This window comes from Bradyrhizobium barranii subsp. barranii, from assembly GCF_017565645.3.
Classification (GTDB): domain Bacteria; phylum Pseudomonadota; class Alphaproteobacteria; order Rhizobiales; family Xanthobacteraceae; genus Bradyrhizobium; species Bradyrhizobium barranii.
On the sequence record NZ_CP086136.1, the window covers coordinates 5,277,302 to 5,290,595 of the forward strand.

Annotated in this window: 24 protein-coding genes and 1 tRNA gene; 15 read left to right on the forward strand and 10 right to left on the reverse strand. The window is 61.6% G+C overall.

All coding sequences use genetic code 11. From position 1 onward, the window contains the following. Positions 1–235 precede the first annotated feature (235 nt). The gene (locus tag J4G43_RS25255; protein ID WP_171901125.1) at positions 236–373 is read left to right on the forward strand and encodes a hypothetical protein; all 138 of its coding nucleotides are present in this window, start codon (positions 236–238) and stop codon (positions 371–373) included. A 2-nt stretch (positions 374–375) separates the two neighbouring features. Here the strand turns inward: J4G43_RS25255 and J4G43_RS25260 are convergent, their stop codons facing one another. Together J4G43_RS25260 and J4G43_RS25265 are read right to left on the reverse strand one after the other, a co-directional pair. After that, a complete protein-coding gene (locus J4G43_RS25260; RefSeq protein WP_208086665.1) occupies positions 376–654 on the reverse strand; it encodes a cupin domain-containing protein in 279 nt (92 codons plus the stop codon). A gap of 200 nt (positions 655–854) precedes the next feature. After that, positions 855–1,040, reverse strand: a complete 186-nt coding sequence (locus J4G43_RS25265; RefSeq protein WP_028151001.1) for a hypothetical protein — start codon at positions 1,038–1,040, stop codon at positions 855–857. Between the two features lie 814 nt (positions 1,041–1,854). Here J4G43_RS25265 and J4G43_RS25270 point away from each other — a divergent pair. The 3 genes from J4G43_RS25270 (at position 1,855) to J4G43_RS25280 (ending at position 3,166) form a co-directional block, all read left to right on the forward strand. After that, positions 1,855–2,589 carry a hypothetical protein gene (locus J4G43_RS25270; protein WP_208086666.1) on the forward strand — a complete coding sequence of 245 codons (735 nt, stop codon included), beginning with the start codon at positions 1,855–1,857 and terminating at the stop codon, positions 2,587–2,589. A gap of 98 nt (positions 2,590–2,687) precedes the next feature. Beyond that, on the forward strand, positions 2,688–2,888 hold the full coding sequence (locus J4G43_RS25275; RefSeq protein ID WP_208086667.1) for a hypothetical protein: 201 nt from the start codon (positions 2,688–2,690) through the stop codon (positions 2,886–2,888). Beyond that, positions 2,888–3,166 carry a hypothetical protein gene (locus J4G43_RS25280; protein ID WP_208086668.1) on the forward strand — a complete coding sequence of 93 codons (279 nt, stop codon included), beginning with the start codon at positions 2,888–2,890 and terminating at the stop codon, positions 3,164–3,166. Before J4G43_RS25275 ends, J4G43_RS25280 begins: the two co-directional genes overlap by 1 nt. A 466-nt stretch (positions 3,167–3,632) precedes the next feature. On the opposite strand, the gene J4G43_RS25285 is transcribed toward J4G43_RS25280, so the two are convergent. The 3 genes from J4G43_RS25285 to J4G43_RS25295 form a co-directional block, all read right to left on the reverse strand. Further along, positions 3,633–3,809, reverse strand: a complete 177-nt coding sequence (locus tag J4G43_RS25285; protein ID WP_014495468.1) for a hypothetical protein — start codon at positions 3,807–3,809, stop codon at positions 3,633–3,635. Positions 3,810–3,901: 92 nt separating this feature from the next. Beyond that, entirely contained in the window at positions 3,902–4,204 is a 303-nt protein-coding gene (locus J4G43_RS25290; protein WP_028150997.1) for a hypothetical protein, read from the reverse strand. 163 nt (positions 4,205–4,367) lie between these two features. Further along, entirely contained in the window at positions 4,368–4,862 is a 495-nt protein-coding gene (locus J4G43_RS25295; RefSeq protein ID WP_208071504.1) for a hypothetical protein, read from the reverse strand. A gap of 350 nt (positions 4,863–5,212) precedes the next feature. On the opposite strand from J4G43_RS25295, the gene J4G43_RS25300 reads away from it, so the two are divergent. Beyond that, positions 5,213–5,509 (forward strand): HU family DNA-binding protein, encoded by a 297-nt coding sequence (locus tag J4G43_RS25300; protein ID WP_007591377.1) that lies wholly within the window; start codon positions 5,213–5,215, stop codon positions 5,507–5,509. Positions 5,510–5,637: 128 nt separating this feature from the next. After that, entirely contained in the window at positions 5,638–5,793 is a 156-nt protein-coding gene (locus J4G43_RS25305) for a DUF2934 domain-containing protein (RefSeq protein ID WP_408581441.1), read from the forward strand. A 314-nt stretch (positions 5,794–6,107) separates the two neighbouring features. Here J4G43_RS25305 and J4G43_RS25310 read toward each other — a convergent pair whose 3' ends face one another. Further along, a complete protein-coding gene (locus tag J4G43_RS25310; RefSeq protein WP_208086669.1) occupies positions 6,108–6,335 on the reverse strand; it encodes a hypothetical protein in 228 nt (75 codons plus the stop codon). A gap of 344 nt (positions 6,336–6,679) precedes the next feature. Between J4G43_RS25310 and J4G43_RS25315 the strand changes: the two genes are divergently transcribed. The 3 genes from J4G43_RS25315 (at position 6,680) to J4G43_RS25320 (ending at position 7,809) form a co-directional block, all read left to right on the forward strand. Next, entirely contained in the window at positions 6,680–6,817 is a 138-nt protein-coding gene (locus J4G43_RS25315) for a hypothetical protein (protein WP_166096469.1), read from the forward strand. 289 nt (positions 6,818–7,106) lie between these two features. Further along, a complete protein-coding gene (locus J4G43_RS55350) occupies positions 7,107–7,235 on the forward strand; it encodes a hypothetical protein (protein ID WP_256461575.1) in 129 nt (42 codons plus the stop codon). A 370-nt stretch (positions 7,236–7,605) separates the two neighbouring features. Beyond that, positions 7,606–7,809 (forward strand): hypothetical protein, encoded by a 204-nt coding sequence (locus tag J4G43_RS25320; RefSeq protein ID WP_208086670.1) that lies wholly within the window; start codon positions 7,606–7,608, stop codon positions 7,807–7,809. Here J4G43_RS25320 and J4G43_RS55355 read toward each other — a convergent pair. After that, complete coding sequence (locus J4G43_RS55355; protein WP_256461576.1) at positions 7,806–7,931, reverse strand: hypothetical protein; 126 nt, start codon at positions 7,929–7,931, stop codon at positions 7,806–7,808. The genes J4G43_RS25320 and J4G43_RS55355 overlap by 4 nt on opposite strands. A 78-nt stretch (positions 7,932–8,009) precedes the next feature. Beyond that, on the reverse strand, positions 8,010–8,276 hold the full coding sequence (locus J4G43_RS25325; protein ID WP_175627352.1) for a hypothetical protein: 267 nt from the start codon (positions 8,274–8,276) through the stop codon (positions 8,010–8,012). 244 nt (positions 8,277–8,520) lie between these two features. Here J4G43_RS25325 and J4G43_RS25330 point away from each other — a divergent pair, with 244 nt between their 5' ends. Continuing rightward, positions 8,521–8,808 carry a hypothetical protein gene (locus tag J4G43_RS25330; protein WP_063983453.1) on the forward strand — a complete coding sequence of 96 codons (288 nt, stop codon included), beginning with the start codon at positions 8,521–8,523 and terminating at the stop codon, positions 8,806–8,808. A gap of 69 nt (positions 8,809–8,877) precedes the next feature. Here J4G43_RS25330 and J4G43_RS25335 read toward each other — a convergent pair whose 3' ends face one another. After that, positions 8,878–9,042, reverse strand: coding sequence for a hypothetical protein (locus tag J4G43_RS25335; RefSeq protein ID WP_166096472.1), 165 nt, complete (start codon positions 9,040–9,042; stop codon positions 8,878–8,880). Positions 9,043–9,326: 284 nt separating this feature from the next. Here J4G43_RS25335 and J4G43_RS25340 point away from each other — a divergent pair, with 284 nt between their 5' ends. From J4G43_RS25340 to J4G43_RS25355, 4 genes are all read left to right on the forward strand, one after another. Continuing rightward, a complete protein-coding gene (locus tag J4G43_RS25340; protein WP_208086671.1) occupies positions 9,327–10,088 on the forward strand; it encodes an SIR2 family NAD-dependent protein deacylase in 762 nt (253 codons plus the stop codon). A gap of 199 nt (positions 10,089–10,287) precedes the next feature. Then, the gene (locus J4G43_RS25345) at positions 10,288–10,920 is read left to right on the forward strand and encodes a cold-shock protein (protein ID WP_028150990.1); all 633 of its coding nucleotides are present in this window, start codon (positions 10,288–10,290) and stop codon (positions 10,918–10,920) included. A 122-nt stretch (positions 10,921–11,042) separates the two neighbouring features. Then, complete coding sequence (locus J4G43_RS25350) at positions 11,043–11,525, forward strand: DUF192 domain-containing protein (RefSeq protein ID WP_038959501.1); 483 nt, start codon at positions 11,043–11,045, stop codon at positions 11,523–11,525. Positions 11,526–11,617: 92 nt separating this feature from the next. Further along, positions 11,618–11,694, forward strand: a tRNA-Pro gene (locus J4G43_RS25355). Between the two features lie 153 nt (positions 11,695–11,847). Here the strand turns inward: J4G43_RS25355 and J4G43_RS25360 are convergent. Next, a complete protein-coding gene (locus tag J4G43_RS25360; RefSeq protein ID WP_223153565.1) occupies positions 11,848–12,009 on the reverse strand; it encodes an RNA-binding protein in 162 nt (53 codons plus the stop codon). A gap of 1,038 nt (positions 12,010–13,047) precedes the next feature. Here J4G43_RS25360 and J4G43_RS25365 point away from each other — a divergent pair. Then, on the forward strand, positions 13,048–13,239 hold the full coding sequence (locus J4G43_RS25365) for a hypothetical protein (protein WP_208086672.1): 192 nt from the start codon (positions 13,048–13,050) through the stop codon (positions 13,237–13,239). Positions 13,240–13,294: the final 55 nt, after the last annotated feature.

Genomic DNA, 13,294 nt, shown 5'->3' on the forward strand with positions numbered 1-13,294 from the left:
ATCAGCGGCTACAGCTCCTCGCCTTCCCGCTGCGGACCATCTCCTCCGAGAAGGAAGATGGCCGACCCGGAGATATCCCGGTTCCCGTACAAGGAGCTTCCATACATGCCAGGGTCTACGACCACGCCGGGTTGGACGGGTGCTCGCGTTGCGCACTCGCCCATATTGCCTTCCGCTCTTTGGACAGCGTCGGCTCCCGAGATAACACTGTTTCGCGGCTCAATGGCTGGCCTGCATGCTCCCCTACCGACGCTTCGCCGACACCCTCGCGGACGCCTGCGCACGGCTCGGGGCCGATGTGGTTCGCTACACCTTCATCGCAATGGACTTCCACCATCTATTCCTTGCCGGTCTCCCGGCGCACCCAAAGTAGTGCTAGTGCACCTGCTTGCCGGTGTGGGTGACGAAGCTGCCTGCGGGCATAGGCACGGTGCCATTGTCAGGATCGAACTTCGGGCCTGAGCCGACCCACCAGGTGCCTTGCAGCACGACGATGGTGCGGTCGGTCGGATGGAAGTGCGGACGGCTGAAATGGTTGCCCTTGGTCCACTTGTTGTAGACCATGTACAAGCCGGGCTTGCTGGGATCGCCGACCACCACGGCAACTTGCGCGCCACGCGCGTCGACCGGGCCCCAGGGGATCTGGTCCGGCAATATGACGATCTCCCCTTGATTGGCGCCGGTTAAAGTTGCACCTTTTGGTTGCGGTGGGCGCGAGAGGGTCCTATTGCCGACGCAAGGCGTGGGCCGCGCATGCGTGACCTTCTGTCCGCGCGAGGACATGACACGACGCGGCTGCAACATCAAAAAGGGGGATCGCGGTGTGCGCGCGACAGCTACGTCACTTGGCTAGCTCACTTGGCGTAACCCTGGGAACGGAGCCATGCGATCTTGCGATCGCCGTTGATCCAGTCGTCGGCATCTGCCTTGCTGGCGAATCCGGTGATTTCGCGCTGTTCGTGGTCGGGGTAGTCCGCCAGTATCTTCCAGTCGCTGTCTGAGAGGCGGACGGTTTTGAAGGTCACTTTTGCTTTAGCCATGCTGCACTATGCAGGGAATTCTCTTAAATGAGAACCCGCCTTGCGGCGGCCTTTTCGTCAATCCGCATCGGCATCACTCACGGTGAAAAACCAATCCGGCCCCGATCGGCCCGTTCCTCGGCGATGATGGCTGTTTATGAGTGTCGAGCAGTGACCTTGCCAGCAACCTATCGAACCGGCACCCGCAATGGCCAACCCTTGGCAGTTGAACCCCGCCAGAGGGCAGCCAAGGACGCTCGGCGACGACCGCTTTCTGGCCGGTATCGAACGCTAGACCGGGCGCGTCCTCAAGCCAGCCAAGCGCGGACCCAAGCCATCTGCGCCAGACGGCGAATGAGGCCAGTGCACTGTCACCGTAATTTCGGCACGGCCGGATATCGTCACTCGCCATACCGTGCTGGCGCCGGTACCGGGAAGCATGGTGAGCCCACGGTGCCCATGAGGGTGCCGCTGTCGCTGGTGGAAGAGGTCGAGAATCTGGTGCGAATCCGGGGCCGCAAACTACCGGTGTACGGGGTGGACCGGAGAGCTGGTCGGTGGATAACTCAGACGGGGTGACTGACGAGACCAAGCAAAATCAATGGACTAGTACTGTCGGTTGCAAATAATTCTTGCGGACCCCTTGCACGAGTCCCGAAAAGCCGGGCACATAAATCATCCCCCTGAAAGACATGATTCGCCTCTCAATGGAGAACTGCGTCATGTCGAAACATCATCTGGAATTTAAGGGCTGGGGATTCAGCATCAGCGCGACCGGGCTCGGTATTATCGCCGCCGTCGCGATCATCGCCTTGGTGGTGTGGGTGCCTCGTCCATGGTGAAACACACCCACTGCTATCTCTGCGGCAAGCCCTTAGAGAGGCCAACCTCGGCTGACCATGTACCTCCTCAGTTGTTCTTCCCGAAAGAACTGAGGCGCAAGTACAACATCGACAAGCTGCTCACGATACCGGTACATCCTGGCTGCAATCTCTCGTACCAGTTGGACGAGGAGTATTTCGTGCACACGCTGTTGCCGATGACGAAAGGAAGCATAGCGGGTGATGCTCACCACTTCCGCGTCCGCGAGAAGATGCGGGCTGGGAAAAACGTCGCCTTGGTCAACAAGGTGATGGACGAGTTCAAGCACGTCGTGAAGGGGGTACACCTACCCGCGAACCGTGTGGCAAAGATGATCGACCACAACCGGTTCTTCCGGGTGCTCTGGAAGATCATCCGCGGGCTGCACTACCACCACACGGGTGAGATACTGCCTCCTGAATGGGGAATGCGGTACTGGATCACGGCGCCCTATGAGCCCCCGGAGGAGTTCTTCAAGCTCTATACCGAGAGTGGGCGGGAAGTGATCCACGGCGAGTACCCGCTCATCTTTGCCTATTTCTTCGACCGCTTCACCCCTGACGGCTGGAATTTTCAGTATTGGGGCTTCCACCTGTGGGACAGCATCATCGTAACGGCGATGTTTCATGACCCCACCTGCGGGTGCGAGGTTTGCCAGTTCGTCGGCCCGGTGTTTCCGGAGCCGATGCCGGGAACGATCCGGGCTTGACTGTGACGTTCTACTTTCAGGTTTGGTCATGACTGTCACCGTAATCCCGTAGTTCGTAGCCCAATTGAACCCCGCCAGAGGTGAAGCGACAAAACGCCATGGTCGCTTTCTTTGCAGAACTCCTGTTTGATCTCGTCAGAATCCTCGTCGGTGACTGGCTGAGACGGGCTGCGGTGGCGGTTTGTGCGTGGCTCGATACGAGGATTCACGGCCGCGCTGCACGCCTTGTCGTGGGCGGCCTTCTCGGGCTCGCCGCCTATTTCCTCGTTCCGATTTTCGCCGGGTTGCTGGGGTTTTGATGCTCTCCGTGAAAGCAAACCTCATCATCGCATTGGCCCTCGGGGCGCTCATCTCCTCGGTGCTCCTCGCCATCGAGCCGCTGACCGACTTCGCTTTTCTTTCGCTGGAGTGGCCCGGCATCAGCGCAGCGTATTTGTTCTGGGGAGCGGTCGGAGGCTCCAGCTTCGCAGGGATTGCCATTTCCTGGCTCGTGAATGCACTCACCTACGCTCTCGGTGCTTTCGCCATTCTCATCGTTCTCAGTGCTCTCAGGCTGCTGTCCAGACCGAAGACTTGAGAAGCGCGGCTGCCTCCTGGAGCTTATGAAGGCTGATCCGGACAAAGGCGCAGCGGAGATCCACTCCATGATGAGGGTGGCATGAAGCGCTGGCTTCAAAGGCTCGGAAAGATTGCGAGGGTTGCGGCGATTTGCGGGACCGTCGCGTGGCTTGTGCTTTTGACGAGTTCTCCCCAGCAGCCTGATGCCGCACGTCCTGAACGCTACGCGCACCGGCACGATGTCCGGTATGTGAGCCCGGAGATGGGATCGACCCTGCGTATTCTGCTCGGCTCGACGTTTGCTCTGGTGCTGGTGGCGTTCGGATGTCACTTCGCGACCAGGGACATGCGAGATGGGACGTAGCCGCAGCGTGTTCGTCGCTGTTGGACCATGCTTCGCATCGCCGGGAGCGCTGCGTCAGGGGCACGAGCGCACATGAAAAGCCGCCCCTGACATGGCCAGGGGCGGGTTTCGAAAAGTCGGTCTAGTGACCGGTGCCGGGCTTCGTCGTCTTAGGCGGCTTGCCGTCTTCGACGCGGCCTTCGTTCCTGAGGTCGCGACCCTCCTGAGCCTTCTTCTGGCTCTCAGGCGACTTGCCGTGCTCGTACAGCTCTTCCTTGACGTAGCCGGCGGCTTCCTTGGCTTTACCTTCAACGCTCATTGCAATCTCCTCATCTGGAGATGGGTCAATGTGCGGGAGAGCCGACCGTTCCTATCCGCGGGTCATCGTGAGGATGCGCTTGCCGTCGGCAATTACGCAGCAATCCGCCGTTCGACAGGCGCCGTCAGATATTTGAGCATCTGCGCATGCTCGAGGTCGGGAACCGCGATCGCCGTGTGGCTGTAGATCGCATGGGTCCGCGAGTTTGCGATTCTGTCCAGGATCTCTTTGCCCTTGATGACGTGGAGGCCCATGCCCTCCTGCGAAGGGAAGATCGCCAGCACCACGTCGTAAGCCGCGATGACGGCCTTGAGCGCTTCAGCCTTGTCCTCGGCGATGTCAACAAACACGCGAACATCAGCCGCGAGTTCACGCAGCTCGTCAAAATTCAGCACTGTGGGTTTACTCCAACGCAACGATACTGGCGGGGAGAGTGGATGGGTTAGGTTACCGAAGTCTCAACAAGGCGTGCCGGGCCGCAGGTTTCACGATGAGGTGACGCGTTGGCTGGGGATAACCGCGTTGCGGTGACGGTCCGCTCATTTCGGCGCAGCGCGCCTAGCGCTTGGCTTCGTCGTTGCGAAGCCTGTTATCCCAGGCCTCGTCCACGAGCTTCAAGGCGCTGCCGTCGTAGCTCAGCTTGAGCCCACGGCCGACGATCCACGTCCATCCGTCGCGGGCGTCCCTGGTCGGCTGGGCGTTGAACTGGTCGGAGATCGATTTGACGGCGGCGTCCTGCGGCCCAGGATTATTCAACTCGGCATTGACGCGCCGGATGGGGTGGCTGGCGTCGACGTCGTCATTATAGACCGTGACCTTGGCGCCGTTGATTTCGCATTCGAGGATGTACGAACCTCGCCCCTGTCGGCAGCGGTAGTGACGTTGCGTGACGAGCTTGTTGGTCTCCTCGAATGTCATCCCGGGCGAAAAGCCGAAGATGTCGGACTTCTTGACCTGTGCCAGAGACGCAGGCTTCAAAAACTCCGGCTGGATGGCGACCAGGGCGGCGACCGCAACGACGATCAGGCCGGCGATAACAATGGCAATCTTCATCAGCCCCTCACGAGAAACATCCGACCATATAGCAGCCGGCGCGCTCCACCAGGCCACCAAAAGCGAAAGCCCCGCCTGGGGGAAGCGGGGCTCTCTGATGGGGGTGAAGCTTGGGGACTTCAATTAGTTAGACGCGCCAGCGGCAGAATGGTTCAAAGCCAACGCGGCGCATGCTGCGACACTTTCGCGGGACGGGCTGGAACCCCAGCCGAAGCCATGCTTGTGTTTTGGGCCTCAATGGGTTCTAAGCCCCGTGACTTCATGACCTCCGGCGTGAATCGGCATCACACTTGCGTGGTTCAGCCGCGTCCTGAGCAGGATCTGCTCACCCGCACAAAAGGAATTCAGACATGGCGAAGATGACGAAAACTCAATTGATTGATGCAATTGCCGAGGGCACGCAGCTGTCGAAGAACGACGTGAAGTCGGTCATCGAGTACATGGCAACGGTCGGCTACAAGGAGCTCAACGAGTCCGGCGAGTTCGTCATTCCTGGCTTCGTCAAGATGTCGGTCGTGAACAAGCCGGCGACCGAAGCCCGCATGGGCGTCAATCCCTTCACCAAGGAGCCGATGCAGTTCGCGGCGAAGCCGGCGAGCAAGTCGGTGAAGGCCTCGCCGCTGAAGGTGGCCAAGGACTCGGTCTAAGCGACCCGCGATGTCGTCGCGGCGGCTCCCTGTCGCGGACCGCCGCAACGACCGCCGGCTGGTGTGCCGGACACGGACAAGGAACTCTCGAGCATCGTCAGGCTTTGCTTCCCAAAGGGAGACGTCACATGGCCAGTCTGAGCGAGGAACAGATCCGGGACCGCGCCTATCATCTCTGGCGGGAAGCCGGCGAGCCCGCGGGGAGAATGGACACCTTCTGGTATGAGGCCGAAAAGTTGCTCCTCGCCGAGCGGGCGGCGCAAAGCGAAGCCCGCCGGGGCTGAACGACAATTTGCCGGTCTGACGATCAACAAAGGCCGCGCGGAAATTTGCCGCGCGCCGGAACGTTGTCCGGCGTTCGGCGGTTGAGATGACGGCGACGGAATCTTGCGCGAAGCTGACAGTCGTCAAAGCAGCCACCCGGTGTAACGCCCGTGTGGCTGCTTTGTTGTTTGCTGCCTTGTTGTTCGAGCGCGCGGCAAGGAAAAACCCCGGCGTTGGGGCCGGGGCTTCTCAAAGCTGGACGGCCGCGTCGCACAGCCGCCAGCACCACTGAATTCGGCCTGATAACGCGGGGCGGGGACCTTCGTTCCGGCCGCTACTCCGGCGACACCGACACATCGATGATCGCCGGCGGATCGATCTGGCGCTCGCGCCAGACGATGAATTCACATTTGGGATTGAGCCACTGATATTCGGAGCCGCGCGCCTTGAGGTGCGCAAGCGCCGCATCATGCGCCGTGGTCTCGTCGGGGGCCTCGACCATGATCTCCACGGTCTCCTCGATCTGACGAACCACTTCGACGGCGTAAAATTTCCTGGTCACGGTCCCTCGCTCCGGAATGGCTAACGGGGAGGGCGACGGTGCGTTCCCAAAAGAAAAACCCCGCGCTTGCGCACGGGGCTCTCTTGGCCGGCGGCGTTGGGATTTCAGCGCCTGGCCGCCAGCGCCTCGAACTTAAGGTTGAAAATCCAAAAAGCAACCCGCCGTGGCGACGGAGCATGTTGGTCAGGCGGCACTGCCAGTGGCCGGGCGCGGAAATCCCCAGCTTTCAGGGGGCCGCGCAGCGCGAGCAAGGCTTGAGGCGATGTGCGTGGGAAATCGCGCGCGAGGGGCTGGACTTTTTGTTCTCATTTTGTTCTAGTTGGTCATCACGTTGGAGGTGACTCATGACCGTCGAGAAACAGCGCGAAGTGATCAGGCTCTGGAATCAGCTGAGGAAAGTCGAGGGGCCGGCCGCTGAAGAGCTCCGCATCCAGATCCTCGAATGTTTTTCCGAGAAGGCCAACGCCAAGCGAGCGGCGTGAGGCGCGCCGGCGGGCCACGACGGCGACCCAGTAAGCGCGATCTCGTCTGCCGTTGAAAATCTTGCCGATGAAGACGTGACGGCGCGCGCCTTCATCGATCGTTAGGAGTCGCGCCGCGCTGATTTGCTCGACTCCGATTCGTTCTTTGCGAACGAAATGGAGTCGGATGCAGAACAAGGCGTGCCTTCTGTGTCGATGCGGGACAGTCCTTCTCGCCGCGCGTGAGCGTGATGCTTCGCACGGTCCAGCCCTCGTGTCCTCGTTACGGAATGGAGCGAGGGAGAGCGACATGGATGCGTGCTGGTTTCTCGCCGAGATCGTCAAAGTGTTCTGGTCCGACAGGCACAAGCGGCTGCGCAAAGGCAGGCCCTCGGTGCCGCAGGTGCCGCCGCCACTGAAGCGAGACGACATGGAGTGATGGTGCCTTCGCTGCGATCGCACGTTCGCTTTCGCGACGATCCGCACCACTTGTTAAGAGTTGCTCCGTGCCGATTTTTTCGATTCCGATTCGTTCTTCGAGAACGAAATGCAGGCGAAGCTGGAACAAAGCCGTACCCGCGGCTCCGCCGGAGCGTTTACGAGATTTGGTGCGGACGTTGTCTGAAGCGGCGCGCCGGGATCTCAAGGGCAGATGTCTCAAGCCTTGCGCAAACTCCTAACGAAGATTTGCGGGAAAGCCGATAACCCCATTCGGTTAGGTTAAAACCCCAATCGCGTTGCGCTTGTCGCTGCTTGGGATAGGTGTCTTGGCAAGGACAAGAAACGACTTTGCCAACGAGCAACTTTGCATGACACCTTTTTCAGAACCATCCTTTTTTCAGGGCGACCGCCACACCTACCGGCGCGTCGCCGTCGCCGTCGTCGGCTCGCTGTTCTGCCTCGCCTTCGTGGTGATCAGCTTCTCGCTGCGGCCGCAGCTCGAGGACACGCGCGTCGCGGTCAAGGCCGACCGGCTGGTGCGCACGGCAGGCCAGGCGCCCCACACCAATTAGCGCTCGTCACCATAGGTGCGGTCGTCGGCGGAATGGCCCGGGCACGCGGTGCCGCGGCGCGCAAGCGCGACGAAGCCGGCAAAGCCGGACAGGTTGAGCAGAACTTCAAGCCACGCGGGCATGTCGGGTCCCTTCTTGCGTGAAGGGGACTCAACGTGCGCGGGAAACATTTGTTCCGTGCTCGCCGGAAACAAACCCGCTTACAGCGGAGAGGAGGGGTCCAGCCGCCGGCCGAGGGTCGCAACGGACGCGCTCGACGGCTGCTCCTTGAGGAACTCGGCGATGGCCCGCGCCAGCTCGCCGTCGCTCATCGGCGTCGGCGGCGGGCGCAGCGCGCCGACACCGAAGTTGCGGACGATCTCGTCGTAATGCTGGTCGCGCGATTTGGGAACGAGCCTGCGGATGCGCCCCAGCAAAGCGGATAGCGGCAATGTGTCCTCCTCGGCATCCGTCCCGTTGGCCGCCATTGATGTCTGCCGCCATTTTCTGTCCGCGAAACCAAAAACCCCGCCAGCATCGCGGAGATGCTGACGGGGCATCGTGCTGTCGCCTCAACCGGATAGCGGAGGCTTCCGCACTCGCAGATGCAATCCGCCGAACCGGCTTTCGTTCCGCTCGTGCCGATATTTTTCTGCCGCCCGGGTTCCACTCCTGCGCGCAACCATCGCGGGCCGGCGACGTTGTCCCCGCGAGACGCGAAGGAGGAGAGTCATGAAGAAGACATTGGCAGTTCTGGCCACCGTTGCGGCCGTCGGCGTGACCGCGGTCGCGGCGCCTGCGCCTGCAGAGGCGCGCGGTCGCGGCATTGGCCCGGGCCTCGCATTCGGCCTCGCCGCCGGCGCGATCACCGCCGGCGCGGTCGCTGCGTCCCATCCGTACGGCTATTATGGTCCGGGCTACGGCTATTATGGCGGGCCCGCCTATTACAGCCCCGGCCCGTATGCCTATTACGGCGATGGGCCGTACTATCCCCGGCGCCACTACTACCGCCACTGGTAACGGCTGACCAAGTGAAAAGCCCGGAGCGATGCTCCGGGCTTTTTTCATGCGTGGCGATCGGAGGTGCCTTTATGGCCAGAGCGAGGGCCGCTCCACCTTGCGCGCATTGTCGAGCGTCGACACGAAATACTCTTCGCGCTCGCGCTGGAATCTTTCCTGCGTGGCACGGAAGGCGGCGACACGGGCGGCGATCTCTTCGCGTTCGCGGATTTTGCGTTGTTCGTCTTCGGTCATGTCAAATCCCCTCTACACGTCAGTATCTGTGCACTCCAATATGTGTGCACGGCCGAACTCACGCACTGCCGCCGCAATCACGTTGAGTCGCGTTAACACATGCATTGGCGCTTCTGATTGGGGCGTCAATGGGGAGGAGGCATTGCAGGATTGTGATAAGCGAAGGTCGGAAAAAATTGCCGACCGTGCTTGCGCGATTCTCACACGGCAGTGGATAACAGCGTCAACGATATTGTCTCTTGCGCATGGTGCGGCCAGCGCAAGGCCAACACGGGAGGCCGCTAGTGATTGCATCGGATCTCCGCAGCGGCGTCGAACGACTCGGCGACATGATCGCCGAGTCGAGGACCATCGTGCCGTTCACGGGCGCCGGCATCTCCACCGAATGCGGCATCCCGGACTTCCGCTCACCGGGGGGAATTTGGACGCGCAACCGTCCGATCCCGTTCGACGAATTCGTCGCCAGCCCGGAAGCTCGCGACGAATCCTGGCGCCGCCGCTTTGCGATGGAGGCGGTCTTTGCCGCGGCCAGGCCCGGCCACGGTCATCGCGCACTCGCCTCGCTCTACCGCGCCGGCAAGGTTCCCGCCGTCATCACCCAGAACATCGACAATCTGCACCAGGCTTCGGGCTTTGCCGCCGAGCACGTCATCGAGCTTCACGGCAATACGACCTATGCGCGCTGCATCGGATGCGGGCAGGCCTATCAGCTCGACTGGGTGAAGCGCCGCTTCGACGAAGATGGCGGCGCACCTAACTGCACCGCGTGCGACGAGCCGGTGAAGACCGCGACGATCTCGTTCGGCCAGATGATGCCCGACGACGAAATGCAGCGCGCGACCGCGCTGTCGCAAGCCTGCGACCTCTTCATCGCGATCGGCTCCTCGCTCGTGGTGTGGCCGGCGGCGGGCTTTCCGATGATGGCGAAGAACGCCGGTGCACGTCTGGTGATCATCAATCGCGAGCCGACCGATCAGGACGACATCGCCGACCTCGTTATCCGCCACGACATAGGCGAGACTCTCGGGCCCTTTGTCGGAAATTGAGGCATCAATTTGATTCGCGGCTGTGCAAGCTGTTCATAGGTTCCGGCGAATCATTTTTTTATCTATGCGCCGCAACCGGGAGTGTTATCTTTTGAGTCGAAAGATTCGCATCGCGTCGAATTGAGAACATTCTCTTAAGACGCGTGATTCGACGCCGCCGCTGAGGCGGGTTGCAATGGGCAGTGTGGGGTCCGGGGTTATGGGGTCGTCGGACGGATTTGAGTCCAAGAAGATCGGAGTTCCCGCTGTGGGCGAGCACGGCGGCGGTCGCGATAACGCGCTAAGCCCGTTCAGCGGACTTGGTGAAGGTAGTGCCAACCTCGTCGAGGTTCACGGCGTTATCAAATGGTTCGACGCTTCAAAGGGCTACGGCTTCATCGTTCCCGACAATGGCTGGCCGGACGTGCTGCTGCACGTCACCGTGCTCAGGCGCGACGGCTTCCAGACCGCCTATGAGGGCGCCCGCATCGTCGTCGAGTGCATCCAGCGCGCCAAGGGCTACCAGGCATTCCGCGTGGTCTCGATGGACGAGTCGACCGCGATCCATCCGGCGCAGATGCTGCCGCCGCGCACCCACGTCACGGTCACCGCGACCAGCGGACTGGAGCGAGCCCAGGTCAAGTGGTTCAACCGCCTGCGCGGCTTCGGCTTCCTGACCTGCGGCGAGGGCACGCCCGACATCTTCGTGCACATGGAGACGCTGCGCCGCTTCGGCATGACCGAGCTCAGGCCCGGCCAATATGTCCTGGTCCGCTTCGGGCCCGGCTCCAAGGGCATGATGGCGGCCGAGATCCATCCCGAGACGGGATCGCCGGGATTGCAGTCGCACTAGCGGCGATCGCCAACTCCCGTAATCGTGACAAGAGGCGCGCAGGCCGTCCGGCGCGCCTCTGGCTTTTGTCACGATCGCCGCGTAAGGACTGGTCCAGTCCCACGCCCCTTGAGTACCGTCCCATGAATTTTGACCGAAAGGCCGTCTGGTCCATTGCGAGGGGCTGGCTGGCCGCCATCCTCGTCGTCGGCTGTGCCGTCGGGAGCGCGCCGGTGCGCGCCGCCAGCTTCCAGCCGCTCGAGATCGTCACCAGGAACGGCGTGCAGGTGTTCTCGGTGGAAATGGCGACGACCGAGGAGGAGAAGCAGACCGGGCTGATGTACCGCAAGGAACTGGCCGACGGCAAAGGCATGCTATTCGACTTCAAGCCCGAGCAGGAAGTGTCGATGTGGATGAAGAACACCTACGTCTCGCTCGACATGATCTTCATCCGCGCCGACGGCCGCATCCTGCGCATCGCCGAAAACACCGAGCCGCTGTCGACCAAGATCATCTCGTCCCAGGGGCCCGCGCGGGCCGTGCTGGAGGTGGTGGCGGGAACGGCGCAGAAATACGGCATCCGTCCCGGCGACCGCGTCGGCCACCCGCTGTTCGGCACCAAGTAGGGCGACCCGGCGGGGTTATTGCCGCCTTGCCGGCGGCTTGAAAGCTTGATGGCGCTTTGGGAAGCGTGTATCGACGGGGCTCGCCGGACATTCGGGGTATAGCGCAGCCTGGTAGCGCGGCAGTTTTGGGTACTGCAGGTCGTTGGTTCGAATCCAGCTGCCCCGACCAGTCCCGAGGTTGAAGCTCCTTCAACTCTCTTATTTATTGCGCCGCGCTCATCCCGTTTCGCTGCCGCCGACGACGGTCACGCCAGCAGGAAGATCCCCGCGCAATTGCGCTAACTGCAACTCTTGCGTGCGTTGGCGTTCCGGCATTTCAATTTCAGAACAACAGCCAATCGACCAGGCGCCAGGCGATCCAGGCGAGCGCGCAGATCCAGCCCAGCATGGCGATCCCGGCGACGCCAAGCCCGCACAGCGCGAACAGCGAACTTTCAGTCTCCGGCGTGCCCGAGAGCTTCTCGGTCGTATCGATTTGACTCACTGCATCCCCTTGGCTTGCGGCCTGCTGTTCGTTGGTCTCTGCTCGCTCGTGAAAATTCACCGGCCGCGCTCCAGCTCACACGGTCGTGAGACGAGATGACCGTCCGTACATCGCGCGGGCATGGATCGCAGCCACGCGGCTTCCCCGGACAGACGGGAAGGACCTGCAACTCATGGCGCGGTGATTGGTTGCGACCGCAGAGGCGGGAACATGGCAACCAGGCGGGACAGGCCTACAACGCGCAGGGCACGCTGGGCGTCAATGCGCAGAGCACGTCGCGCATCTGAGCCGGCGCGATTGGGGGGGCGGGGCAGGCGGCCTATGGCGACCTGAAGCGCGCGCGAACCTTGCCTGAAGCCCTGGCGCTTGTTCTTCACCAAACGCCACTTCTGCGCGATTTTTCAAGGCATTGCTCCGGCCGGCCCGCCGCAGAATTCGCAAAATTGCTTCGAACCTTTGGCTGTCGCCATAGACATATAGGCATTGGGGATTTCAGCGCCCAATGCCTAAACGGACGCCGCCAAGCGATGATATTCCGCTTGAGCGGCGTCGCGCTATTCCGGGGATCAGTTCGTCGCGTACCAGCCGAGCGGAAACGGCAGGAACGGCCACGCCAGATGATTGTCGTTGGCCGCCTTCGGCGGTTCAGAGACGGATGTCTTGACTGTCTTGACACGCGGCGCGGGCGGCACTGAGCGCACCGCCAGGCGCAAACGTCCACATTGCATATTCATTGTGGTGCCCCAGTCAGCAAGTTATTTGAAAAATGAAAATCAGTTCGCAATTGCCACGCGTCCAAAACGGCGCGCTCATTCTCAAATTGTGCACGCATCATAGAAAGATCGGCGCCGGCTTTCAACGGGTCTTGGCGGGTACCCACGAGGGGTAAGGTTGACCGGTTAGGTTAAGGCCGAGTGGTTGTTGCGGCCCCATTCCTGGCTGATATCAGGTCGGCAAGGCTCGCGATGGGGTGCCTGCAATCGGTGCTCACACAGGTCACAGTTCGTCGCGGCGCTCATATCTTGTGAGTTTTGCGTCATGTCTTTCGATCGCAACGTCCGAACCGTCCAACCGCAGTCGAGCTGGACCGAGATCTGGCACCTCTGGACCGTGATCGTGCCGCGCCGCTCGATCAACGGGCAGCTCGTCTATGGAAAGGTCTGGCGCCGCCACGACGGCCGCGACTGGATCTACAAGAAGTTCACCGAGTACGACAGCGAAGCTGCCTGAGCGGGCTCCGCTGCCGCGACTGGAATCTGGCGCACCGTTCCGATTTCATCGGAAC